This window comes from Cupriavidus nantongensis (assembly GCF_041726985.1).
GTDB lineage: Bacteria > Pseudomonadota > Gammaproteobacteria > Burkholderiales > Burkholderiaceae > Cupriavidus > Cupriavidus nantongensis_A.
In genome coordinates this window covers 3,019,478-3,040,801 of record NZ_CP168303.1, presented here as the reverse complement: position 1 = coordinate 3,040,801, position 21,324 = coordinate 3,019,478, and the positions used below count along the sequence as shown (strand labels likewise).

At 66.5% G+C, this 21,324-nt stretch carries 21 protein-coding genes and 1 rRNA gene; 8 read left to right on the top strand and 14 right to left on the bottom strand.

The genetic code is table 11. The features are described 5' to 3' along the window. Positions 1–23: 23 nt before the first annotated feature. Both ACEI37_RS25310 and ACEI37_RS25305 read right to left on the bottom strand, forming a co-directional pair. Positions 24–1,352 (bottom strand): nitrate/sulfonate/bicarbonate ABC transporter ATP-binding protein, encoded by a 1,329-nt coding sequence (locus ACEI37_RS25310; RefSeq protein WP_373378627.1) that lies wholly within the window; start codon positions 1,350–1,352, stop codon positions 24–26. Positions 1,353–1,359: 7 nt separating this feature from the next. Further along, a complete protein-coding gene (locus tag ACEI37_RS25305; protein ID WP_373378626.1) occupies positions 1,360–3,114 on the bottom strand; it encodes an ABC transporter permease in 1,755 nt (584 codons plus the stop codon). A 230-nt stretch (positions 3,115–3,344) separates the two neighbouring features. On the opposite strand from ACEI37_RS25305, the gene ACEI37_RS25300 reads away from it, so the two are divergent. Continuing rightward, positions 3,345–3,623 carry an acylphosphatase gene (locus ACEI37_RS25300; protein ID WP_111521768.1) on the top strand — a complete coding sequence of 93 codons (279 nt, stop codon included), beginning with the start codon at positions 3,345–3,347 and terminating at the stop codon, positions 3,621–3,623. A 12-nt stretch (positions 3,624–3,635) separates the two neighbouring features. Here ACEI37_RS25300 and ACEI37_RS25295 read toward each other — a convergent pair whose 3' ends face one another. The 8 genes from ACEI37_RS25295 to rpe form a co-directional block, all read right to left on the bottom strand. Beyond that, a complete protein-coding gene (locus tag ACEI37_RS25295; RefSeq protein ID WP_373378625.1) occupies positions 3,636–4,412 on the bottom strand; it encodes a uracil-DNA glycosylase in 777 nt (258 codons plus the stop codon). Between the two features lie 29 nt (positions 4,413–4,441). Next, positions 4,442–5,071 (bottom strand): CYTH domain-containing protein, encoded by a 630-nt coding sequence (locus ACEI37_RS25290; protein ID WP_373378624.1) that lies wholly within the window; start codon positions 5,069–5,071, stop codon positions 4,442–4,444. 11 nt (positions 5,072–5,082) lie between these two features. After that, positions 5,083–5,886 (bottom strand): indole-3-glycerol phosphate synthase TrpC, encoded by an 804-nt coding sequence (gene trpC / locus ACEI37_RS25285; protein WP_373378623.1) that lies wholly within the window; start codon positions 5,884–5,886, stop codon positions 5,083–5,085. Between the two features lie 11 nt (positions 5,887–5,897). Then, positions 5,898–6,923, bottom strand: a complete 1,026-nt coding sequence (trpD, locus tag ACEI37_RS25280; RefSeq protein WP_373378622.1) for an anthranilate phosphoribosyltransferase — start codon at positions 6,921–6,923, stop codon at positions 5,898–5,900. A gap of 62 nt (positions 6,924–6,985) precedes the next feature. Next, a complete protein-coding gene (locus ACEI37_RS25275; protein WP_373378621.1) occupies positions 6,986–7,555 on the bottom strand; it encodes an aminodeoxychorismate/anthranilate synthase component II in 570 nt (189 codons plus the stop codon). Positions 7,556–7,575: 20 nt separating this feature from the next. Beyond that, the gene (gene trpE, locus ACEI37_RS25270) at positions 7,576–9,093 is read right to left on the bottom strand and encodes an anthranilate synthase component I (RefSeq protein ID WP_373378620.1); all 1,518 of its coding nucleotides are present in this window, start codon (positions 9,091–9,093) and stop codon (positions 7,576–7,578) included. A gap of 424 nt (positions 9,094–9,517) precedes the next feature. Then, entirely contained in the window at positions 9,518–10,261 is a 744-nt protein-coding gene (gene gph / locus ACEI37_RS25265) for a phosphoglycolate phosphatase (protein WP_373378619.1), read from the bottom strand. Next, positions 10,258–10,959, bottom strand: coding sequence for a ribulose-phosphate 3-epimerase (gene rpe, locus ACEI37_RS25260; protein WP_012353992.1), 702 nt, complete (start codon positions 10,957–10,959; stop codon positions 10,258–10,260). Before rpe ends, gph begins: the two co-directional genes overlap by 4 nt. Positions 10,960–11,179: 220 nt before the next feature. Between rpe and apaG the strand changes: the two genes are divergently transcribed. Continuing rightward, positions 11,180–11,554 carry a Co2+/Mg2+ efflux protein ApaG gene (apaG, locus tag ACEI37_RS25255; RefSeq protein WP_012353991.1) on the top strand — a complete coding sequence of 125 codons (375 nt, stop codon included), beginning with the start codon at positions 11,180–11,182 and terminating at the stop codon, positions 11,552–11,554. 13 nt (positions 11,555–11,567) lie between these two features. Here apaG and ACEI37_RS25250 read toward each other — a convergent pair whose 3' ends face one another. Next, positions 11,568–11,786, bottom strand: coding sequence for a hypothetical protein (locus tag ACEI37_RS25250; protein ID WP_373378618.1), 219 nt, complete (start codon positions 11,784–11,786; stop codon positions 11,568–11,570). A 122-nt stretch (positions 11,787–11,908) separates the two neighbouring features. Between ACEI37_RS25250 and ACEI37_RS25245 the strand changes: the two genes are divergently transcribed. Continuing rightward, positions 11,909–13,045, top strand: a complete 1,137-nt coding sequence (locus ACEI37_RS25245; protein ID WP_373378617.1) for a murein transglycosylase A — start codon at positions 11,909–11,911, stop codon at positions 13,043–13,045. Positions 13,046–13,050: 5 nt separating this feature from the next. Here ACEI37_RS25245 and paaK read toward each other — a convergent pair whose 3' ends face one another. The 3 genes from paaK to paaG are packed head-to-tail and all read right to left on the bottom strand — an operon-like array spanning position 13,051 to position 15,723. Next, positions 13,051–14,355, bottom strand: a complete 1,305-nt coding sequence (gene paaK / locus ACEI37_RS25240; protein WP_373378616.1) for a phenylacetate--CoA ligase PaaK — start codon at positions 14,353–14,355, stop codon at positions 13,051–13,053. 50 nt (positions 14,356–14,405) lie between these two features. After that, positions 14,406–14,858, bottom strand: a complete 453-nt coding sequence (paaI, locus tag ACEI37_RS25235; protein WP_373378615.1) for a hydroxyphenylacetyl-CoA thioesterase PaaI — start codon at positions 14,856–14,858, stop codon at positions 14,406–14,408. A 40-nt stretch (positions 14,859–14,898) separates the two neighbouring features. Further along, positions 14,899–15,723 (bottom strand): 2-(1,2-epoxy-1,2-dihydrophenyl)acetyl-CoA isomerase PaaG, encoded by an 825-nt coding sequence (gene paaG, locus ACEI37_RS25230; RefSeq protein ID WP_373378614.1) that lies wholly within the window; start codon positions 15,721–15,723, stop codon positions 14,899–14,901. Between the two features lie 261 nt (positions 15,724–15,984). Between paaG and ACEI37_RS25225 the strand changes: the two genes are divergently transcribed. The 5 genes from ACEI37_RS25225 to ACEI37_RS25205 all read left to right on the top strand — a co-directional run bounded on the left by ACEI37_RS25225 (position 15,985) and on the right by ACEI37_RS25205 (position 21,305). Next, a complete protein-coding gene (locus tag ACEI37_RS25225) occupies positions 15,985–16,776 on the top strand; it encodes an amino acid ABC transporter substrate-binding protein (protein ID WP_111521780.1) in 792 nt (263 codons plus the stop codon). A gap of 114 nt (positions 16,777–16,890) precedes the next feature. Further along, on the top strand, positions 16,891–17,544 hold the full coding sequence (locus ACEI37_RS25220; protein ID WP_012353984.1) for an amino acid ABC transporter permease: 654 nt from the start codon (positions 16,891–16,893) through the stop codon (positions 17,542–17,544). Positions 17,545–17,581: 37 nt separating this feature from the next. Then, the gene (locus ACEI37_RS25215) at positions 17,582–18,334 is read left to right on the top strand and encodes an amino acid ABC transporter ATP-binding protein (protein ID WP_373380314.1); all 753 of its coding nucleotides are present in this window, start codon (positions 17,582–17,584) and stop codon (positions 18,332–18,334) included. A 90-nt stretch (positions 18,335–18,424) separates the two neighbouring features. Beyond that, positions 18,425–19,201, top strand: coding sequence for an enoyl-CoA hydratase (locus ACEI37_RS25210; RefSeq protein ID WP_010809914.1), 777 nt, complete (start codon positions 18,425–18,427; stop codon positions 19,199–19,201). 572 nt (positions 19,202–19,773) lie between these two features. Then, positions 19,774–21,305, top strand: a 16S ribosomal RNA gene (locus ACEI37_RS25205). Positions 21,306–21,324 lie beyond the last annotated feature (19 nt).

The window sequence follows — 21,324 nt, the reverse complement described above, 5'->3', positions numbered from 1 at the left end:
AGGGGAGCAAACCAGCAGCAAGATTAAGCGCCGTGCCCCGCCCCCTCATCCTCCGGCAACGTCAGCACCCCGCTGTTATAGCTGTACTCAAAAATCTCCCCATACCGCCCCCAACCGATCGCCACGCTCAGCACGCGTTCGGCCTCCTCCGGCTTCAGGAACTGCTCCAGTTCTTCGAGCACCTGTTCCTCGCCGATCTCGCCGCTTTCGCTCGCCACCAGCTCGCGCCGCACATGCGCGGCCAGCGCGACGTTGGCGAGGAGTTGCCGGCCGAAGATGGCTTTGCGCTGCTGCGGCCCGGCGGCGTAGTAGGCGCGGCCGGCGTCGGTGGCGGTGATGTCGCCGGCCTCGATCGACACCAGCTGCACCAGTTGCAGCGCCTCGCAGGCCGGCAGCAGTTCGTCGTCGGTCAGGCCGGCCTCGTCGGCCAGGTGGGGCAGGTCGGCGCGGCAGTGGAAGGGCGCCTCGCACAGCAGGTCGAGGATGGCTTCCATCTGGCTGATGTCGGCGTCCGGCAGCCGGTAGCCGATCTCGCGCGCCGGCGCCGGCACGCGCGCTTCGACCGCCGGGGCCGTCATCAGTGCGTAGATCTGATCGACCAGCGCGCGCACCTGCGCGCTGTCGCGGTTGCGCGGGCGCGGCAGCGCCACCGGCACTTCGGCGCGGATGCGGCCGGGGTCGCTCGACAGGATCACGATGCGGTCGGCCATCATCACCGCTTCCTCGATATTGTGCGAAACGATCAGGATGCTCTTGATGTTGGCGCGCCCGCTTTGCCACAGCGCCAGCATCTCGTCGCGCAGGGTCTCGCCGGTCAGCACGTCCAGCGCCGAGAAGGCTTCGTCCATCAGCAGCAGGTCGGGCTCGGTTACCAGCGCGCGCGCAATCCCCACGCGCTGGCGCATGCCGCCCGACAGCTCGCGCGGCAGCGCGCTGTTGAAGCCAGCCAGGCCGATCATGTCGATCGCGGCCTCGGCGCGGCGCTCGCGCTCGGCCCTGGGCACGCCCTGCGCCTCCAGCCCGAGCTCGACGTTCTGCTGCACCGTCAGCCACGGGAACAGCGCGAACGACTGGAACACCATGGCGATGCCCTCAGCGGTACCGGCCAGGCGCTGGCCGCGAAAACGCACCTCGCCGCGGTCGGCGCCGACCAGCCCCGCCATGATGCGCAGCAGCGTGGACTTGCCCGAGCCGGACTTGCCCAGCATGGCGACGATCTCGCCCTCGCGCAGCGTCAGGTCCACGCCTTCGAGCACGGCGCGGTCGCTCTGGCTGGCGGTGCGGAAGATCTTGCCGACGCCGCGCAGTTCGATCACCGCCGCGGCGGTGGAGGGTGCAATGTTCTCTGCCATCGTTGCCTTACAGGCGTGTGCGCTCCTGCGCGAGTTGGTACAGGCGGTTCCACAACAGCCGGTTGAAGCCCACCACGAACAGCGCCATCACGCCAATGCCCAGCGCAATGCGCGGGAAATCGCCGCGCGCGGTGGTCTCGGCGATATAGCTGCCGAGCCCGGTAGCGACGATGGTGCGGTCGCCCCAGGTCACGTATTCGGACACGATGCTGGCGTTCCACGAGCCGCCCGCGGCCGTGACCAGCCCCGTCAGCAGGCTGGGGAACACCGCCGGAATCAGGAAGCGCTTACACAGCAGCCAGCCGCGCAGGCCGAAGTTGCGCGCGGCAAGCTTCAGCTCGGTGGGGATGCCCGACGCCCCCGCGATCACGTTGAACAGGATGTACCACTGGGTGCCGAAGATCAGCAGCGGGCTCAGCCAGATCTCCGGATTCAGCCCGAAGCGCGCGATCAGCATCACCGCCAGCGGAAACATCAGGTTGGCCGGGAACGCCGCCAGGAACTGCGCCACGGGCTGGGCGATGCGGGCCAGCTCGGGATTCAGGCCGATGCGGATGCCGATCGGCACCCACACCAGCGCCGCCAGCGCAATCAGCACAATCACCCGCAGCATGGTCAGCGTGCCCAGCCACAGCACATGGACCACTTCGGCCCAGCCCACCTCGCTGTGGACGAAATAGCCGACGCGCAGCAGCGCGGCCAGCGCCACCAGTACGATCACGGCGTCGCGCGCCCGGCCCAGCCATAGCGCGCGGCGCGGATCGAGCGCGCGGGCCGGTGCCGGCGTGCGCGTGCGCGCGCCCCACGCCAGCGTGCGCGCTGCCAGCGCGGCGGCCTGCGCCAGCAGCGCGCCCACCCACGCCGAGCGGCGCAGCAGGTCCAGCAGCCACGACTGCGGCAGCTTGTCCTGCGCCAGGGTCTCGAAGCGGAAGCGGTCGGCCCAGGCCACCAGCGGGCGGAACAGCAACTGGTCGTACAGCAGGATGCCTACCAGCATCGCCACGATGGCCCAGCCGATCGCGGCCAGGTCCTGCAGCTGGATCGCCAGCGCGATATAGGAGCCGATGCCGGGCAACCGGATATCGTGGCCCGATACCGAGATCGCCTCGGACGCGACCACGAAGAACCAGCCGCCCGACATCGACATCATCATGTTCCACAGCAGCCCCGGCATGGCGTATGGCACTTCCAGCCGCCAGAAGCGCTGCCAGGCGGACAGCCGGAACATGGCCGCGGCCTCGAGCAGATCGCCCGGGATGGTGCGGAACGACTGGTACAGGCTGAAGGCCATGTTCCAGGCCTGCGACGTGAAGATGGCAAAGATCGCCGCGCACTCCACCCCCGCCAGGTTGCCAGGGAACAGGGCGATGAAGCCGGTCACGGTGATCGACAGGAAGCCCAGCACCGGGATCGACTGCAGGATGTCCAGCGCCGGCACCAGCACCTTTTCAGCGGTGCGGCTCTTGGACGCCAGCGCGGCAAAGGCCAGCGAGAACAGCAGCGACGCCGCCAGCGCGGCCAGCATGCGGATGCTGGTGCGCATCAGGTAGTAGGGCAGGTAGGCCACGTCCAGGTGCACCGCGAGCGGCCGGTCGGGCCGGAACGGGACATTCATCTGCTGCGCGGCGAACGCGATCATCACGATCACGGCCAGGATGATGGGCAGCAGCGCCAGGTCGAAGCGGTTGGGCGGGGCGCGCAGCAGCTGGCTGTCGAAGCCAGGGGCGGGCTGGGCCGCGTTGCGGTTGGCGGGTGGCATCATGGGCGCTTGTCCGGCTTTGTTGGGCTGTGTCGAGCTTGCAGGGCGAAGGCTTGTGGCCTGCCCCGGCTTCGCGGCCCCGGCGGACAATGGCAAAGCCCGCATGCCGCCGGCTTCATGCTGATCACGCCGGGCGGCGCGCATCCACTGGTAACGCCCGGCATGGCGGTCTAGTTTACTTGGTGTCGATGACACAACGCGCGCGCGTCGCGTGCGCTCACTGGGAACACACCATGAACAAGGCAACCTGGCGCCTGGTCGCGCACGGGCGCGTGCAGGGCGTGGGCTATCGCGCCGCCTGTGCCGACGCGGCGGATGAACTAGGACTGGGCGGCTGGGTACGCAACCGCGCCGACGGCACCGTGGAGGTGATGGCGCACGGTACGGTCAAACAGCTGGAAGCGCTGCAGGCGTGGATGGAAACCGGCCCGCCGGCGGCGCAGGTGAGCTTCGTCGAAGTCGGGCGCGGGGAAGGGGAGTTTGCCGGCTTCGAGTTCCGGCCCACGGTCTAGCGGTTCAGCTTGCTAGGCGGCGGTCCAGTCGATCGCCGTGCGCCCGTGCGTTTCCAGCCAGCGGTTGGCTTCGCGAAAGTGGCCGCAGCCGAGGAAGCCCCGGTGCGCCGACAACGGCGACGGGTGCGGCGCTTCCAGCACGCAGTGGCCTGCGCCCAGCAGCGGCTTCTTGGCCTGCGCATGGCTGCCCCAGAGCATGAACACCAGGTTGGGCTGGCTGGCAGCGAGGTGCTGGATCAGGCAATCGGTGACGGCTTCCCAGCCGCGTCGCGCATGGCTGGCGGCCTGGCCCTGCTCGACCGTCAGCACGGTATTGAGCAGCAGCACGCCCTGGCGCGCCCAGCCTTCCAGGTTGCCGGAGGTGCACGGCGGGCAGTTGCCGTCGGCGCCGAATTCCGCGGCGATTTCCTTGAAGATGTTGCGCAGGCTGGGCGGTACCTTGACGCCTGCCGGCACCGAGAAGGCGAGCCCGTGCGCCTGCGGCAGCTCGACGCCGCCGACCGTGCCGGTGCCGTGGTACGGGTCCTGACCCAGGATCACCACCTTGACCGCTTCGGGCGGCGTCAGGTGCAGCGCGTGGAAGACATGATGCGGGAACACCGGCTTGCCGGCGGCGCGTTCGCCGTCGACGAAGGCGGCCAGCTCCCGCCACGCCGGCACGGCGATGCAAGGCTCGAGCAAGGCGCGCCAGGCGGCGGGCAAGGCATCGGCCTGCGCTTGCAGGCTGGCGGCGGGAGGGGGTTCGCCGGGAGCGCGGGGCGCTTCGGCGGCAAAGAGATCGGCTTGCATGCGGGAAATGCGCGGCGGGAAAACCGCGATTATGACGCCTTGCCCTCGGCGATCCCGGCCAGGCGGTAGCCGCGCGCCGCCTTGCTCAGGTCCGAGGGCGCCAGTGCCGCCACGGCGGCAAGCCGCGCGGCGAAGGCGCGCAGCGCATCGGCGGCGTGCGCGGCATCGCCATCGAGCCATTCCAGCTCGAGTTCCTGGATGCGCTCCTGCGCGGTACTGGCCGGCGCGGTGATGGTGCCGATGTCTAGCGCGGCTTCGATGCGCGCGCCGTCCTGCGTGACGATCCAGCTGCGGCGGATGAAGTCGGTGCGGAACACCGGCGCCAGGCTGCCGATCATCGGCGCCAGCACGGCTTGCGCCTCGGCGGGAAAGGCCTGCAGCTCGATGGCGTCGCCGGCGATGGCGGTCTCCCACTCATGCCGCGTGGCCAGGCCGCCCTGGCTGCTGCCAGCGGTCTTCAGCGTCTGCAGCCACTGCGCGCCCTTGCGGCGCAGGCGCAGCGCGGCGCGCGCCTGCGCCAGGTCGCGCCGGGGCGTGTCGAGGTAGACGTTGAGCAGCGTGGCTTCGCCTTGCGGCTGGCCGTTGGCGTCGAGCCAGGCGGCCAGCGGGGCCAGGGCGGCGTCGGGGACGGCGAGTTTGAGTTCGATTTCCTGGGGCATGGCGGGAGGAATCAACCAAACAACCGCGCCAACTCCACCCCCGGATCCTTCGCCCGCATGAACGCCTCGCCCACCAGGAACGCGTGTACATCGGCCTCGCGCATGCGCTGCACGTCCGCGGGGCCGAGGATGCCGGACTCGGTCACCACCAGCTTGTCGGCCGGCATGCGCGGCAGCAGTTCGAGGGTGTTGTCCAGCGACACCTCGAACGTGCGCAGGTTGCGGTTGTTCACGCCCAGCAGCCGCGTGTTCAGCCGCAGCGCCACGTCGAGTTCGTCGCCGCCATGGACTTCCACCAGCACGTCCATGCCGAGCTCGTGCGCGCAGGCTTCCAGCTCGGCCATCAGTCCCGGATCCAGCGCCGCGACGATCAGCAGAATGCAGTCGGCGCCCCAACTGCGCGCTTCATAGACCTGGTACAAGTCGACCATGAAGTCCTTGCGCAGAGCAGGCAATGGGCAGGCGCCGCGGGCGCGCTTCAGGTAGTCGGCGTGGCCCTGGAAGAAATGCTCGTCGGTCAGCACCGACAGGCAGGCTGCGCCGTGGGCGGCATAGCTCTCGGCGATGGCCTCGGGCAGGAACTGCTCGCGCAGCACGCCCTTCGACGGCGACGCCTTCTTGATCTCGGCGATCACGCCGGCGTGGCCGCCGGCGATCTTGTCGCGCAGCGCGCGCTCGAAGCCGCGCGGGGCGAAGCCGGCCTCGGTGCGCAGGCTTTCGGCCTCGGCGCGCAGGCTGGGCAGGTCGCGCCGCTTGCGCGCGGCGGCGACTTCGTCGGCCTTTACAGCCAGGATTTTCTGGAGGATGTCGGACATATCGGCGTCTCTTACTTGAACTGCTGCGTGGCCCGCACGAAGGCGTCGAGCTTCTGCCGGGCCGCGCCGCTGGCGATGGCTTCGCGCGCCCGGCGGATGCCGTCTTCGACCGAATCGGCCACGTTGGCGGCGTACAGCGCGGTGCCCGCGTTCAGCGTCACGATCTCGCGCGGCGTGCCGGGCGCGTTGGACAGCGCCTCGAGCAGCATGGCCTTTGATTCGGCGGCATCGGCCACCTTCAGGCCGCGGTTGGAGATCATCGACAGGCCGAAGTCCTCGGGGTGGATCTCGTACTCGCGCACCTCGCCGTCCTTCAGTTCGCCCACCAGCGTCGCGGCGCCGAGCGAGACCTCGTCCATGCCGTCCTTGCCGTAGACCACGATGGCGTGCTGCGCGCCCAGGCGCTGCATCACCCGCACCTGGATGCCGACCAGGTCGGGGTGGAACACGCCCATCAGGATGTTGGGCGCATCGGCCGGGTTGGTCAGCGGCCCCAGGATATTGAAGATGGTGCGCACGCCCATTTCCTTGCGGATCGGCGCGACGTTCTTCATTGCCGGGTGGTGCGTGGGTGCGAACATGAAGCCGATGCCGGTCTCTTCGATGCACTGGCCGACCTGCTCGGGCGTCAGCATGATGTTGACGCCGAGCGCCTCCAGCACGTCGGCGCTGCCCGACTTGGAGCTGACGCCGCGGTTGCCGTGCTTGGCGATCTTCGCCCCCGCGGCGGCGGCGACGAACATCGACGCGGTCGAGATATTGAAGGTGTGCGAGCCGTCGCCGCCGGTGCCGACGATATCGACGAAGTTCTGCCGATCCTTCACCGCGACCTTGTTGGCGAACTCGCGCATCACCTGCGCGGCGGCGGAGATCTCGCCGATGGTTTCCTTCTTGACGCGCAGCCCGGTCAGGATCGCAGCGGCCATCACCGGCGAGATCTGCGCCTGCATGATCTGCCGCATCAGGTGCAGCATTTCGTCATGGAAGATTTCGCGGTGTTCGATGCAGCGCGTCAGGGCTTCTTGCGGCGTGATCATGGCGTTCTCGTTGACAGTCTGGATGGCGTGTTGGGGGCTGGCAGGCGCGGAATCGAGCAGCCTCATCGCGGCGCCTTGACGAAGTTGGCCAGCATCGCATGGCCGTGCTCGGACAGGATCGACTCGGGATGGAACTGCACGCCTTCGACGGCGAGCGTCTTGTGCCGCACGCCCATGATCTCGCCGTCCGGGGTCCAGGCGGTGATTTCCAGGCAATCGGGCAGGGTCTCGCGCTCGATCGCCAGAGAATGATAGCGCGTCACGTCGAAGTGCTTGGGCAGCCCGCTGAACACGCCTTGCTGCGTGGTCTCGATGGTGCTGACCTTGCCGTGCATCACCTGCTTGGCACGGATCACCTTGCCGCCGAACGCTTCGCCGATGGCCTGGTGGCCAAGGCACACGCCCAGCATCGGGATCTTGCCGGCGAAGTGCTGCAGCGCGGCCACCGAGATGCCGGCTTCCTTCGGGCTGCACGGGCCGGGCGACACGCAGATATGGTCCGGCTTCAGCGCCTCGATTTCCTCGATGGTGATTTCGTCGTTGCGATAGGTGCGCACGTCCACGCCCAGTTCGCCGAAGTACTGGACCAGGTTGTAGGTGAACGAATCGTAGTTGTCGATCATCAGCAGCATGGCGTCTGTCTCCTGTTCTCTCAGATGTCGGAGTCCAGGCCATCCTGGACCTGCTCGGCGGCGCGGATCACGGCGCGCGCCTTGGCCTCGGTTTCCCTCCATTCGGCTTCGGGGTCCGAGTCGGCGACGATGCCGGCGGCGGCCTGCACATAGAGGTTGCCGTCCTTGACGATGCCGGTGCGGATGGCGATGGCCAGGTCCATCTCGCCGCCGAACGACAGGTAGCCCACCGCGCCGCCATAGATGCCGCGCTTGCGCGGCTCGAGCTCGTCGATGATCTCCATCGCATGGACCTTGGGCGCGCCCGACAGCGTGCCGGCCGGGAAGGTCGCGCGCAGCACGTCGAGGTTGCTCATGCCCTCGCGCAGGGTGCCTTCGACCGAGCTGACGATATGCTGCACGTGCGAGTATTTCTCGATCACCATCTTGTCGGTGACCTTGACCGAACCGGTCTCGGCAATGCGGCCGATGTCATTGCGCGCCAGGTCGATCAGCATCACGTGCTCGGCGATCTCCTTCGGGTCGTTGAGCAGCTCGGTCGCCAGTTGCGCGTCCTTGTCCGGGGTATTGCCGCGCGGGCGCGTGCCGGCCAGCGGGCGGATGGTGACGATGTGTTCGCTGCGGGTCTCCCCGTTGGTGCCGACCTTGCGCTCTTCCTGGCGCACCAGGATTTCCGGCGAGGCCCCGACTACCTGGAAATCGCCAAAGTTATAGAAGTACATGTACGGCGACGGATTCAGCGAGCGCAGCGCGCGGTACAGCGACAGCGGCGCGTCGCGGTAGGGCTTGACCAGGCGCTGGCCGATCTGCACCTGCATCATGTCGCCGGCCATGATGTACTCCTTGGCCTTGTGCACGGCCGCCAGGTAGTCGGCCTTGGCGAATTCGCGGTAGACCTCGGTCTGCACCGACGGGCTGGTCACCGGCACGTCGACCGGCTGGCGCAGCTTCATGCGCAGCTCGCGCAGGCGCTGGCGCGCGCGCGAATAGGCCTCGGGCGTGGTCGGGTCGGCGTAGACGATCAGGTAGAGCTTGCCCGACAGGTTGTCGATCACCGCCAGCTCTTCGCACAGCAGCAGCTGGATGTCGGGCAGGTTCAGGTCGTCGGGCTTCTGGGTGTGGGCGAGCTTCTTCTCGATATAGCGCACCGCGTCGTAGCCGAAGTAGCCGGCCAGGCCGCCGCAGAAGCGGGGCAGTCCAGGGCGCAGCGCCACCTTGAAGCGCTGCTCGAACGCGGCGATGAAGTCGAGCGGATTGCCTTCGTGGGTCTCCACCACCTTGCCGTCGGTCACCACCTCGGTGCGGTTGCCATAGGCGCGCAGCAGCGTGCGCGCATGCAGACCGATGAAGGAATAGCGGCCGAAGCGCTCGCCGCCCACCACCGATTCCAGCAGGAAGGTGTTGACGCCGCGGGTCTGCGACTGGGCCAGCTTCAGGTACAGCGACAGCGGCGTTTCCAGGTCGGCAAAGGCCTCGGCGATCAGCGGGATGCGGTTGTAGCCCTGGTCGGCCAGCGATTTGAATTCCAGTTCGGTCATGTCGGTCCTCTTGTTCGGCCCGCGCTGCAGGCGATGGCTGAGCGCGGTGCCGCTTGTCGGCAGAGTTGGCTGGAGCGTAAGGGAATTCCGCCCCGGTTGCGGACCGTGGTGCGGCAAGCTTGCGGACAAGGCTGCACACGGCCGGAAAGAGGGCGTGCGGCGCGTTCTTGAGCTAAACGTAGCAGAGAAATATGGCTACGCTGGCTCGGCGGGTTTGGGTGATGATGCCCGGCATGGCTGGTCGCCTGGGCCGGTGATGGCGACGCCTTCGGATCGAAGGCGTGTCAGCAGACTCGCGAACGCACTTTACGCCTGTTGGGAGGCGCGCCAGCGACGCCAGGGCCAGGCCTGCCGATCACTGCCAGAAAAGATGCGTTTGCGGTTGAGAAACATTGAAGTTCAGGATTTGGTCGGGATCGACGGACTATCGATGACCGGCCCAGTGTGCGGCAAAGAGCGCTGCGGCATGGGCAATGGAGTCGACTATACCATCGGCGTCGACGCCTTGTACAGGGTTGCCGTGGTTGTAGCCATAGGGCACCAGCAGCACGCCCATGCCCGCCGCGCGGGCCGCCTGGGCGTCGTTTTCGGAGTCGCCGAGCGCCGCCATCGCCGAGGGCTCGAGCCCGAAGGCATCGGCCACCTTCAGCAGCGGGAACGGGTCGGGCTTGCGCAGCGGGAAGGCATCGCCGCCATAGACCAGCTCGAAGTACTGGGCCAGGCCGGTCTTGGCCAGCAGCGGCTCGGTGAAGCTGTAGGGCTTGTTGGTCACGCAGGCCAGCCGCAGCCCGGCCGCCTTCATCGCCGCCAGGCCTTCGCGCACGCCCGGGTAGACCTGCGAGAACTGGCCGTTGATGCGGATGTACTCGCGGTCGTAGAGCGCGTAGGCATCGGCAAACAGGCCGTTGGCGTGCAGCGGCGCAAAGCGCGCATCGAGCACGCGCCGGATCAGGTTTTCCGAGCCCTTGCCGACGTAGCTGACGATCTCCTGCTCGGACATCGGCGCCACCGGCCCCAGGTTGGGATGCTGGCGGCCCAGCGTCAGCAGCATGGCGTTGATCGACGCGTGGAAGTCGCCCGCGGTGTCGACCATGGTGCCGTCCAGGTCGACAATCACGCCTTCGATGCCGCGCCAGTCGGCGCGGCGCAGCACCGCGCCCGCGCTCATTGGCCGGCCTTGGCAAGTTCGCCGCGCAGCGCCGAGATGATGCCGCGGTAGCCGCCGTCGGCATCGGGCTTGCCGAACACGGCCGAGCCCGCCACGAAGGTGTCGGCGCCGGCCCGGGCGATCTCGGCGATGTTGTCGACCTTCACGCCGCCGTCGACTTCCAGCAGGATGGTGCGGCCGGTGCGCGCGGTGTAGGCGTCGATGCGCTGGCGTACCGCGCGCAGCTTGTTCAGGGTCTCGGGGATGAACGACTGGCCGCCGAAGCCGGGGTTGACCGACATCAGCAGGATCACGTCCAGGCGGTCCATCACGTGGTCCAGGTGATGCAGCGGCGTGGCCGGGTTGAACACCAGGCCGGCCTGGCAGCCGTGATCGCGGATCAGCGCGAGCGAGCGGTCGACGTGTTCGCTGGCCTCCGGGTGGAAGGTGATGATATTGGCGCCAGCCTTGGCAAAGTCCGGGATGATCCGGTCCACCGGGCGCACCATCAGGTGCACGTCGATGGGGGCGCTCACGTGGGGGCGGATCGCTTCGCACACCAGCGGACCCACGGTCAGGTTGGGCACGTAATGGTTGTCCATCACGTCGAAATGGATCCAGTCGGCGCCAGCCTCGGTCACGCGGCGCACTTCCTCGCCCAGGCGGGCAAAGTCGGCGGACAGGATGGAAGGGGCGATGCGGAAGGTGGGCTGGGTCATGGTGGCGCGCGGTGAATGCGGGGAGTGCGGGGAATGCTGTTATCGCCGCTGGCGGCGGGCCGTACGGCGTTGAAAGACCGCTATTCTACGCCCGCCCGGGGCGATCGCGTCCGGCCAGCGCAACCCGCGCCGGGCCCGCGCTCTTGCCCGTCCAGCGCCCATCCCGCACAATGCGGCTACCATTTCCCTGCCGGCCGACCCCGCCGCCGGCCCTGCCCAAATGAGCGAGTACGCCTTCTCCGTGTCGGTGCGCACCCAGTACCTGCCGGACCAGTCCGACCCTGAGCGCGGGCGCCATGCCTTCGCCTACACCATCACCATCCACAATACCGGCGAGGTCGCGGCACAGCTGATCTCGCGCCACTGGATCATCACCGACAGCGACAACGGCACGCAGGAAGTCGCCGGGCTGGGGGTGGTCGGCCACCAGCCGCTGCTCAAGCCGGGAGAGCACTTCGAGTACACCAGCTGGGCCACGATCTCGACCCCGGTGGGCTCGATGAAGGGCGAATACTTCTGCGTGGCCGAGGACGGCCACCGCTTCGAGGTGCCGATTCCCGAATTCGCGCTGGTGCTGCCGCGCATGCTGCACTGAGCGCGGCGGGAACCTACGGGCGCGGTGCGCTGTCCTGATCCTGCGGCGGCGCTTGCGGTTCTCCGTGCGCCGGCGGCTGGCGCGACGGATGCTCCGACGGCGCGCGGGTGGGACGCGGATGCTTTTTCGCCGTGCCCATGGTCCAGACCACGATAAAGATCAGCAGGAACAGCGCCACGCCGGCTTCCAGGGCGAACAGCAGCATGGGATGGGCTTCGAAGAACTTGCTCATGGCAGATGCAGCGCGGCCCGCGGGGGCGCAGGCGGTGGTTGACAGATGACGGTGGCATTGTAGGGGCAATCCTGCGCCATGCGGCGTTGCAGGGCGCCCCCGAAAACTTGAACAATAGCAAGATGGCATACGCGGACGCTTTCCCGACTCCCCAGTTTTCTTCCCGGCCGGCGCGCCGCCTGCGCGGCTGGCTTGCGCTGGCAGGCGCCGCGGTGCTGCTGGCCGGCTGCATGAGCGGCCCGCCGCCGCGCATCGAGACCGCCCCGTCCGGAACCACGCCGCCGACGGCGTCGTCGCAGAAGGGCCGGCTGCAGGCAGCCAGCTGGGCCGAGATCGGCGGCTGGGCCCAGGATGATGTGCGCGCCGCGTGGCCGGCGCTGCAGCAAAGCTGCCAGGCGCTGAAGAAGCGCGCGGAATGGAGCCGCGCCTGCGCCGCCGGCATGATGGTCAATGCCGGCGACATCAACGCCATGCGCGCGTACTTCGAAAGCAACTTCCAGCCGTACCGCGTGGTCAACGGCGACGGCACCGACAGCGGCCTGATCACCGGCTACTACGAGCCGATCCTGCACGGCTCGCGCACGCGCCAGGGCAAGTTCCAGGTGCCGCTGTACCGCAAGCCGGCCCAGTTCGGCAACCGCGCGCTGCCGGCGCGCGCCGAGCTGTTGCAGAACCCGGCCATGCGCGGCAACGAACTGGTCTGGGTCGACGACCCGGTCGAGGCCGCCTTCCTGCAGATCCAGGGTTCGGGCCGCATCCGCATGGCGGATGGCAGCATGATGCGGGTGGGCTTCGGCGGCACCAACGACCAGCCGTTCCGCTCGTTCGGCAAGTGGCTGCTCGACCGCGGCGAGATCACTCCGGCGCAAGCCACCATGCAGGGCATCAAGGCCTGGGCGCGCGCCAATCCCGGCCGGGTCGAAGAGATGCTGAACATCAACCCGCGCTTTGTCTTCTTCCGCGAGCTGCCGCCCAACAACGACGGCCCGGTGGGCGCGCTGGGCGTGCCGCTGACCGCGGAGCGCTCGATTGCGGTCGATCCGGCCACGATCCCGCTGGGCGTGCCGGTGTTCCTGTCGACCACGCGCCCGCTGTCGACCGAGCCGATCCAGCGCCTGATGTTCGCGCAGGATACCGGCAGCGCCATCAAGGGCGGCGTGCGTGCGGACTTCTTCTGGGGCGCCGGCGATGCCGCCGGCGAGACCGCTGGACGGATGAAGCAGGGCGGCAGGATGTGGGTGCTGATGCCGCGCAGCTAGCAGGTTCAGCGCTTGCGCTGATCCACGATCCGCTTGGCCTTCCCCACGGACCGCTCGATCCCGCCCTCCGGCAGCACCTCGATCCCCGCGGTCACGCCGATATAAGACTTGATCTCGTGCGCGAGCCGCTCGCGCGCCGGGTGCGCCAGCGCCGTGTCGCTGCCGTGCGCGCATTCGACCCGCACCGTCAGCGTATCGAGGTGGCCCTCCCTGGCCAGCACGCACTGGTAGTGCGGCGCCAGCTCGACGTGCCTGAGGATCAGTTCCTCGATCTGCGACGGGAACACGTTGACGCCGCGCACGATCATCATGTCGTCGGTGCGGCCGGTGACCTTCTCCATGCGGCGAAATGCCGCGCGTGCCGTGCCCGGCAGCAGCCGGGTCAGGTCGCGCGTGCGGTAGCGTACCACTGGCATCGCTTCCTTGGTCAGCGAAGTGAACACCAGTTCGCCGAACTCGCCGTCGGGCAGCACCGCGCCGGTGTCGGGGTCGATGATCTCCGGGTAGAAATGGTCTTCCCAGATGGTGGGGCCGTCCTTGGTCTCGGCGCATTCGTTGGCGACGCCGGGCCCCATCACTTCCGACAGGCCATAGATGTCGACCGCGGAAATGCCCATGCGCTTCTCGATCGCCAGCCGCATCTCCGGCGTCCACGGCTCGGCGCCGAAGATGCCCACGCGCAGCGAGGTGCTGGCCGGGTCGATGCCCTGGCGCTCGAATTCGTCGGCGATCGCCAGCATGTAGCTCGGGGTCACCATGATCACTTCCGGCTTGAAGTCCTGGATCAGCTGCACCTGCCGCTCGGTCTGTCCGCCGCCGAACGGGATCGCGGTCAGGCCGGCCTTCTCGACCCCGTAGTGCGCGCCGAGCCCGCCGGTGAAGAGTCCGTAGCCATAGCTGATATGCACCTTGTCGCCGCGCCGCGCGCCCGAGGCGCGGATCGAGCGCGCCATCACCGTGGCCCAGTTGTCGATGTCCTGCAGCGTGTAGCCGACCACGGTCGGCTTGCCGGTGGTGCCTGAGGAGGCATGAATGCGCGCCACGCGGTCCTGCGGCACCGCGAACATGCCGAACGGGTAGTTGTCGCGCAGGTCCTGCTTGCTGGTGAACGGAAAGCGTGCCAAATCGGCCAGCGACTGCAGCTGGTCCGGGTGCACGCCGGCCTCGTCGAACTTGCGCCGGTAGACCGGCGAATTGGCGTAAGCGTGGTGGAGCGACCATCTCAGGCGCTCCAGCTGCAAGGCCTGCAGCTCGGCGCGGCTGGCGGTCTCGATCGGGTCCAGGGGCAGATCGGTCAGGCGCGTGCTCATGGGGTCTCCTGCACGGGGGCGTTTGTCGTCAGTATCTTGCCGGGGCGGGCTCAGGCGCCTTCGGTTGCGTCGGGCGGCGGCACCACGTGTCCCTTGATCTGCGCGGACTTGCCGCGGAACATCGCCACCACCTGGCCCGCGGCATTGGTCACGCGGATATCGTAGATGCCGTGCCGGCCCGACAGGACCTGCTCGGTGGCCTCGGCGGTGAGCACATCGCCGCCATGCACGGGGCGCAGGAACTCGATACTGCAGCCGGCCGCCACGGTGTTGATGTTATGGCTGTTGCAGGCAAAAGCGAAGGTCGAATCGGCCAGTGTGAACATCAGGCCGCCATGGCAGATGCCGTGGCCGTTGAGGAATTCCTTGCGCACCGGCATGGTCAGCCGGGCGTAGCCAGGTCGCACCGCCTCGACCGTGATGCCCAGCCAGCGGCTGCAGCTGTCGGCTTCATACATGGCGGCCGCGGCGGCTTCCGCGAGGGCCTGGGGGTCCTGTTTCAAGCTGGTCTCCTGTCTGGGGATGCGGGCGCAGGCCCGCGATCTACTTGCCGGTGAAGTGCGGGGCGCGCTTGGCGAGAAAGGCGTTGACCCCCTCGGCATAGTCGGCGGACTGGCCCAGCTCGCGCTGCAGGTCCCGTTCGAGGTCGAGTTGGGCGTCGAGCGTGGACGTGGCGCTGGCATACATGGCGCGCTTGATCGCGGCCAGCGCGCGCGTCGGCTGCGCGGCCAGGTGCGTGGCCAGCGCCAGCGCCTGTTCCGGCAGCAGCGGATCGTCCATGGTTTGCCAGACCAGGCCCCAGGTTTCGGCCTCCTCGGCGCTCAGGCGCTCGCCGGTCATGGCCAGGCCCAGTGCGCGCGCCATGCCGATGCGCTGCGGCAGCAGCCAGGTGCCGCCCGAATCCGGCACCAGCCCGATCTTGATGAAGGCCTGGATAAAGCTGGCGGAGCGCGCCGCCAGCACCATGTCGCAGGCCAGCGCCAGGTTGGCGCCGGCACCGGCCGCGGTGCCGTTGACTGCCGCCACCACCGGCAGCGGCAGGGCCTGCAGGCGGCGGATCAGCGGGTTGAACCAGGTATCGATCAGCTCGCCCAGGTCGGTCATCTGCCCGGGCGTGAAATCCAGGTCGGCCAGGTCCTGGCCGGCGCAGAAGCCGCGGCCCGCGCCGGTCAGCAGCAGGGCCCGGGCGCCGCCGGCCTCGACGTGGTCGAGCGCCTGCTGCAGCGCCTGGTGCATGGCGCGGGTGAAACTGTTGAGCTTGTCGGGACGGTTGAGCGTGATGATCGCGACCGGCCCCTGCCAGGCCAGCAGGATGGGACCGGTGTCGATGCTGACCGGCTGGCCAGCGGGCGTGGACGTCGGGGGCATGGTTGTCTCCTGCCGGATGGAATCGAGGACTCCGGGCCCTGAAGTCGGTGCGGGCTGGAGCCTCTAAAATAAACCGACCAGTCGGTCGGCAAATCTTAGCATTAATTTTTGCCCGCGGGTGTGGCGAGATTGGCGCGAATGCCGGCCGGTCCGCAATGCTGGCCGGCAGCACCGCTCTATAATCGCGCTGCCAACAACAATCTGAAACCCCGCCGGCCTGCGCAAGCGAAGCCGGGCGCGCTCTCCCGTATTGGAAATCCTATGAAGAAGTTCGCCGCATTGCTCCTGATCTCGTCCGTCGCGCTGTTCGCAGCGTGCGGCAAGAAAGAATCCGCACCCGCGCCGGCTGCCGGCACGGATACCGCCGCCAGGATCATCGTGGGCCTGGACGACAATTTCCCGCCGATGGGTTTCCGCGATGCCAACAACGAGCTGGTCGGCTTCGATATCGACATGGCCAAGGAGGCCAGCCGCCGTCTCGGCATGACGGTAGAGTTCAAGCCGATCGACTGGAGCGCCAAGGAGGCGGAGCTGAACGGCAAGCGCGTCGACGTGCTGTGGAACGGGCTGACCATCACCGAAGAGCGCAAGAAGAACATCAGCTTTACCGCGCCCTACATGACCAACCACCAGATCGTCATCGTCGGCGCCCAGTCGCCGGTGAAGGCCAAGGCTGACCTGGCTGGCCGCACCGTCGGCGCGCAGGACGGCAGCAGCGCGGTGGATGCGATCAAGAAGGAAAGCCAGATTGCCGCGAGCCTGAAGGAACTCAAGACCTTCGGCGATAACGTGACGGCGCTGATGGACCTGTCGGCGGGCCGCCTCGACGCGATCGTGGTGGATGAAGTGGTGGGCCGCTACCTGATCAGCAAGCGAGCCGGCGAATACCGCGTGCTGGAAGAAAACTTCGGCACCGAGGACTACGGCGTCGGCGTGCGCAAGGATGACGCCGAACTGCTCGGCAAGCTCGACCAGACCCTGGCGTCGATGAAGCAGGACGGCACCGCGGCACGTATCGCTACCCAGTGGTTTGGCGCCGACATCACCAAGTAATCCAGACCCGGCGGAATGCCCCTCGGCCCCTCGCGCTTCAGGCGAGGGGCACGCCAACTCCGGACCCCTTCGCCGGGCTTCCCGGAGGCCTTATCTCCTTCTGTACGCGCGAGCATGGATTACGTCTTATCTCTTCTGCTGCCGCTGGCGCAGGGTGCAAAAGTCACGCTGACGCTATTCGCCATCACGCTCGCCCTGTCGGTGCCGCTCGGGCTTGCGCTGGCACTGGCACGCATTTCGTCATGGCCGCTGCTGAGCGGCCTGGTCAACGGCTATATCTGGCTGATGCGGGGTACGCCGCTGATGCTGCAGATGCTGTTTATCTATTTCGCGCTGCCGTTCGTGCCGGTCATCGGCGTGCGGCTGCCTGATTTTCCCGCGGCAGTGGTGGCCTTCGCGCTCAACTACGCCGCGTACTTCGCGGAGATCTTCCGCGCCGGGATCAAGTCCGTCGACCGCGGCCAATACGAGGCCAGCAAGGCGCTGGGCATGACCTATTTCCAGACCATGCGGCGCGTCGTGCTGCCGCAGATGGTCAGCCGCGTGCTGCCGCCGGTCAGCAATGAAACCATTACGCTGATCAAGGACACTTCGCTGATCTACGTGCTGGCGCTCAACGACATCCTGCGCACCGCGCGTGGCATCGTCCAGCGCGATTTCACCACCACGCCTTTCCTCGTCGCCGCGCTGTTTTATCTGGTGATGACGCTGATTCTGACCTGGTTCTTCCAGAATCTCGAAAAACGCTATGCCAAACATGATGACTAGCCCGAACGGCGCCCCTTCCCACGATGCGCCCGGCGTCATGATCGCGGCACGGGACATCTTCAAGTCGTTCGGGCCGTTGCAGGTCTTGCGCGGCGTTTCGCTGACCTTGCGCAAGGGTGACGTCACCGCGGTGATCGGCCCGTCGGGATCGGGCAAGAGCACCTTGCTGCGTTGCCTGAACCATCTCGAGGTGATCGACCGCGGGACCCTGCACATCGAGGGGGAAACGCTGGCCTCAGCCGGCCCCGACGGCGCGGCCCGCTATGTGGCGGACGCGGAAGTGCGCCGCATCTGCCGCAAGATGGGCATGGTGTTCCAGTCGTTCAACCTGTTCCCGCATATGACGGTGCTGCAGAACATCATCGAGGCGCCGGTGACGGTCAAGGGACTGCGGCGCGATGCGGTGATCCCCAAGGCCGAGGAACTGCTGCGCAAGGTCGGCCTGCTGGCCAAGCGCGACAGCTATCCGGCGCGGCTGTCCGGGGGCCAGAAGCAGCGCGTCGCGATCGCGCGCGCGCTGGCGATGGAACCGGACATCATGCTGTTCGACGAGCCTACTTCCGCGCTGGATCCGGAACTGACCGGCGAGGTGCTGCGCACCATGCGGCAACTGGCGGAGGAGCATATGACCATGCTCGTCGTCACCCATGAAATGGGGTTTGCGCGGGAAGTAGCGAACCACGTCGTGTTCATGGACGAGGGCCGGATTCTCGAGGAAGGCCCGCCGGGCGAGGTGTTCGGCGCGCCGGCCCACGTGCGCACCCGCGAATTCCTGGCGCACATGCTCTAGCCGGCGCCGCCACGCCGCAACCGATGGCAGAATAGCCCGCAGCCGGTGGCGCCATGCCATCCGCCTGACCATACATAGATAGGAGAAGACATGCCGTACGAAAACATCCTGGTCGAGACCCGCGGCCGCGTTGGCCTGGTCACGCTGAACCGCCCGAAGGCCCTGAATGCGCTCAATGATGCGCTGATGGATGAACTGGGCGCCGCGCTGACCGCGTTCGACCAGGATGAAGGTATCGGCGCCATCGTCATCACCGGCAGCGAGCGTGCCTTCGCCGCCGGCGCCGATATCGGCATGATGGCCAAGTACTCCTTCATGGACGTCTACAAGGGCGACTACATCACCCGCAACTGGGAAACCATCCGCAAGATCCGCAAGCCGGTGATTGCGGGCGTAGCCGGCTATGCGCTGGGCGGCGGCTGCGAACTGGCCATGATGTGCGACATCATCATCGCGGCGGACTCGGCCAAATTCGGCCAGCCCGAGGTCAAGCTCGGCACCATGCCCGGCGCGGGTGGCACGCAACGCCTGCCGCGCGCGGTGTCCAAGGCCAAGGCCATGGACCTGTGCCTGACCTCGCGCATGATGGACGCCGCCGAAGCCGAGCGCTCGGGCCTGGTGTCGCGCGTGGTGCCGGCCGACAAGCTGCTGGACGAAGTGCTGGCGGCGGCCGAGACCATCGCCGGCTTCTCGCTGCCGGTGGTCATGATGATCAAGGAATCGGTCAACGCTGCCTACGAGACCACGCTGGCAGAGGGCGTTCACTTCGAGCGCCGCCTGTTCCACGCCACCTTTGCCAGCGAAGACCAGAAGGAGGGCATGGCGGCTTTTGTCGAGAAGCGCAGCCCGAATTTCCAGCACCGTTAAGCGCTGGACTCAGGAAATACCCGAGAGTTTGTAAGGGGTATTGCCTCGTTTCCGTCACGTGCCGGAGCGATTTCCCTTTGCCTTTCAAAGTCTTACGCGAGAATCGCGGGAACGTTTAGCGCATCGTCGTGACAAAGGTGTTGCAAGGGCGGCGAAACCGGCCTACTATTCGCCCCCTCGCAACACAACGCGGTCCCTGCAAGGCAGGCGCAGCAAGGGTTGCGGGGTTGGCCGGAAGGTTGGCGCAGCAAGGTTTGCAGCGCTGACGGCAGCAAAAAAGATTGCTGCAAACGGTTGACGAAACGAAGAAAGCTCTGCATAATCTCGTTTCTCTGCTGCAGACAACGCAGCGCGCTGAACGGCAAAGCCGGGCGGCGAAGTTCTTTAACAAACAAACAACCGATAAGTGTGGGCGCTGGGTAGCGGACGCCGCTGTCTCCGGACAGTGATGCTTCAAGTTATACAGTGCTCGCACAGCAAAACGTGACTGGATCTTCGGATCTGGTCAGTCAGTTTTCTGAGAGTGAGCGACCGCTCGAAAGAGCGAGGGTCTTCGGACCCACACAGAGATTGAACTGAAGAGTTTGATCCTGGCTCAGATTGAACGCTGGCGGCATGCCTTACACATCAAAGTCGAACGGCAGCGCGGGCTTCGGCCTGGCGGCGAGTGGCGAACGGGTGAGTAATACATCGGAACGTGCCCTGTCGTGGGGGATAACTAGTCGAAAGATTAGCTAATACCGCATACGACCCGAGGGTGAAAGCGGGGGACCGTAAGGCCTCGCGCGATAGGAGCGGCCGATGTCTGATTAGCTAGTTGGTGGGGTAAAGGCCTACCAAGGCGACGATCAGTAGCTGGTCTGAGAGGACGATCAGCCACACTGGGACTGAGACACGGCCCAGACTCCTACGGGAGGCAGCAGTGGGGAATTTTGGACAATGGGGGCAACCCTGATCCAGCAATGCCGCGTGTGTGAAGAAGGCCTTCGGGTTGTAAAGCACTTTTGTCCGGAAAGAAATGGCCTGGGCTAATACCCCGGGTCGATGACGGTACCGGAAGAATAAGCACCGGCTAACTACGTGCCAGCAGCCGCGGTAATACGTAGGGTGCGAGCGTTAATCGGAATTACTGGGCGTAAAGCGTGCGCAGGCGGTTTGATAAGACAGGCGTGAAATCCCCGAGCTCAACTTGGGAATGGCGCTTGTGACTGTCAGGCTAGAGTATGTCAGAGGGGGGTAGAATTCCACGTGTAGCAGTGAAATGCGTAGAGATGTGGAGGAATACCGATGGCGAAGGCAGCCCCCTGGGACGTCACTGACGCTCATGCACGAAAGCGTGGGGAGCAAACAGGATTAGATACCCTGGTAGTCCACGCCCTAAACGATGTCAACTAGTTGTTGGGGATTCATTTCTTCAGTAACGTAGCTAACGCGTGAAGTTGACCGCCTGGGGAGTACGGTCGCAAGATTAAAACTCAAAGGAATTGACGGGGACCCGCACAAGCGGTGGATGATGTGGATTAATTCGATGCAACGCGAAAAACCTTACCTACCCTTGACATGCCACTAACGAAGCAGAGATGCATTAGGTGCCCGAAAGGGAAAGTGGACACAGGTGCTGCATGGCTGTCGTCAGCTCGTGTCGTGAGATGTTGGGTTAAGTCCCGCAACGAGCGCAACCCTTGTCTCTAGTTGCTACGAAAGGGCACTCTAGAGAGACTGCCGGTGACAAACCGGAGGAAGGTGGGGATGACGTCAAGTCCTCATGGCCCTTATGGGTAGGGCTTCACACGTCATACAATGGTGCGTACAGAGGGTTGCCAACCCGCGAGGGGGAGCTAATCCCAGAAAACGCATCGTAGTCCGGATCGTAGTCTGCAACTCGACTACGTGAAGCTGGAATCGCTAGTAATCGCGGATCAGCATGCCGCGGTGAATACGTTCCCGGGTCTTGTACACACCGCCCGTCACACCATGGGAGTGGGTTTTGCCAGAAGTAGTTAGCCTAACCGCAAGGAGGGCGATTACCACGGCAGGGTTCATGACTGGGGTGAAGTCGTAACAAGGTAGCCGTATCGGAAGGTGCGGCTGGATCACCTCCTTTCCAGAGGCTTGTGTCTCAA

Bases quoted from the DNA above. Each gene is read 5' to 3' on its own strand.
- ACEI37_RS25295 (WP_373378625.1), bottom strand. From the start codon at position 4,412: ATGCAAGCCGATCTCTTTGCCGCCGAAGCGCCCCGCGCTCCCGGCGAA.
- paaG (WP_373378614.1), bottom strand. From the start codon at position 15,723: ATGCCCCCGACGTCCACGCCCGCTGGCCAGCCGGTCAGCATCGACACC.
- apaG (WP_012353991.1), top strand. From the start codon at position 11,180: ATGAGCGAGTACGCCTTCTCCGTGTCGGTGCGCACCCAGTACCTGCCG.
- ACEI37_RS25275 (WP_373378621.1), bottom strand. From the start codon at position 7,555: ATGCTGCTGATGATCGACAACTACGATTCGTTCACCTACAACCTGGTC.
- trpE (WP_373378620.1), bottom strand. From the start codon at position 9,093: ATGACCGAACTGGAATTCAAATCGCTGGCCGACCAGGGCTACAACCGC.
- ACEI37_RS25220 (WP_012353984.1), top strand. From the start codon at position 16,891: ATGGATTACGTCTTATCTCTTCTGCTGCCGCTGGCGCAGGGTGCAAAA.
- ACEI37_RS25290 (WP_373378624.1), bottom strand. From the start codon at position 5,071: ATGCCCCAGGAAATCGAACTCAAACTCGCCGTCCCCGACGCCGCCCTG.
- paaK (WP_373378616.1), bottom strand. From the start codon at position 14,355: ATGAGCACGCGCCTGACCGATCTGCCCCTGGACCCGATCGAGACCGCC.
- gph (WP_373378619.1), bottom strand. From the start codon at position 10,261: ATGAGCGCGGGCGCGGTGCTGCGCCGCGCCGACTGGCGCGGCATCGAA.
- ACEI37_RS25245 (WP_373378617.1), top strand. From the start codon at position 11,909: ATGGCATACGCGGACGCTTTCCCGACTCCCCAGTTTTCTTCCCGGCCG.
- ACEI37_RS25215 (WP_373380314.1), top strand. From the start codon at position 17,582: ATGATCGCGGCACGGGACATCTTCAAGTCGTTCGGGCCGTTGCAGGTC.
- trpD (WP_373378622.1), bottom strand. From the start codon at position 6,923: ATGATCACGCCGCAAGAAGCCCTGACGCGCTGCATCGAACACCGCGAA.
- ACEI37_RS25305 (WP_373378626.1), bottom strand. From the start codon at position 3,114: ATGATGCCACCCGCCAACCGCAACGCGGCCCAGCCCGCCCCTGGCTTC.
- ACEI37_RS25310 (WP_373378627.1), bottom strand. From the start codon at position 1,352: ATGGCAGAGAACATTGCACCCTCCACCGCCGCGGCGGTGATCGAACTG.
- rpe (WP_012353992.1), bottom strand. From the start codon at position 10,959: ATGACCCAGCCCACCTTCCGCATCGCCCCTTCCATCCTGTCCGCCGAC.
- trpC (WP_373378623.1), bottom strand. From the start codon at position 5,886: ATGTCCGACATCCTCCAGAAAATCCTGGCTGTAAAGGCCGACGAAGTC.
- ACEI37_RS25250 (WP_373378618.1), bottom strand. From the start codon at position 11,786: ATGAGCAAGTTCTTCGAAGCCCATCCCATGCTGCTGTTCGCCCTGGAA.
- ACEI37_RS25300 (WP_111521768.1), top strand. From the start codon at position 3,345: ATGAACAAGGCAACCTGGCGCCTGGTCGCGCACGGGCGCGTGCAGGGC.
- ACEI37_RS25225 (WP_111521780.1), top strand. From the start codon at position 15,985: ATGAAGAAGTTCGCCGCATTGCTCCTGATCTCGTCCGTCGCGCTGTTC.
- ACEI37_RS25210 (WP_010809914.1), top strand. From the start codon at position 18,425: ATGCCGTACGAAAACATCCTGGTCGAGACCCGCGGCCGCGTTGGCCTG.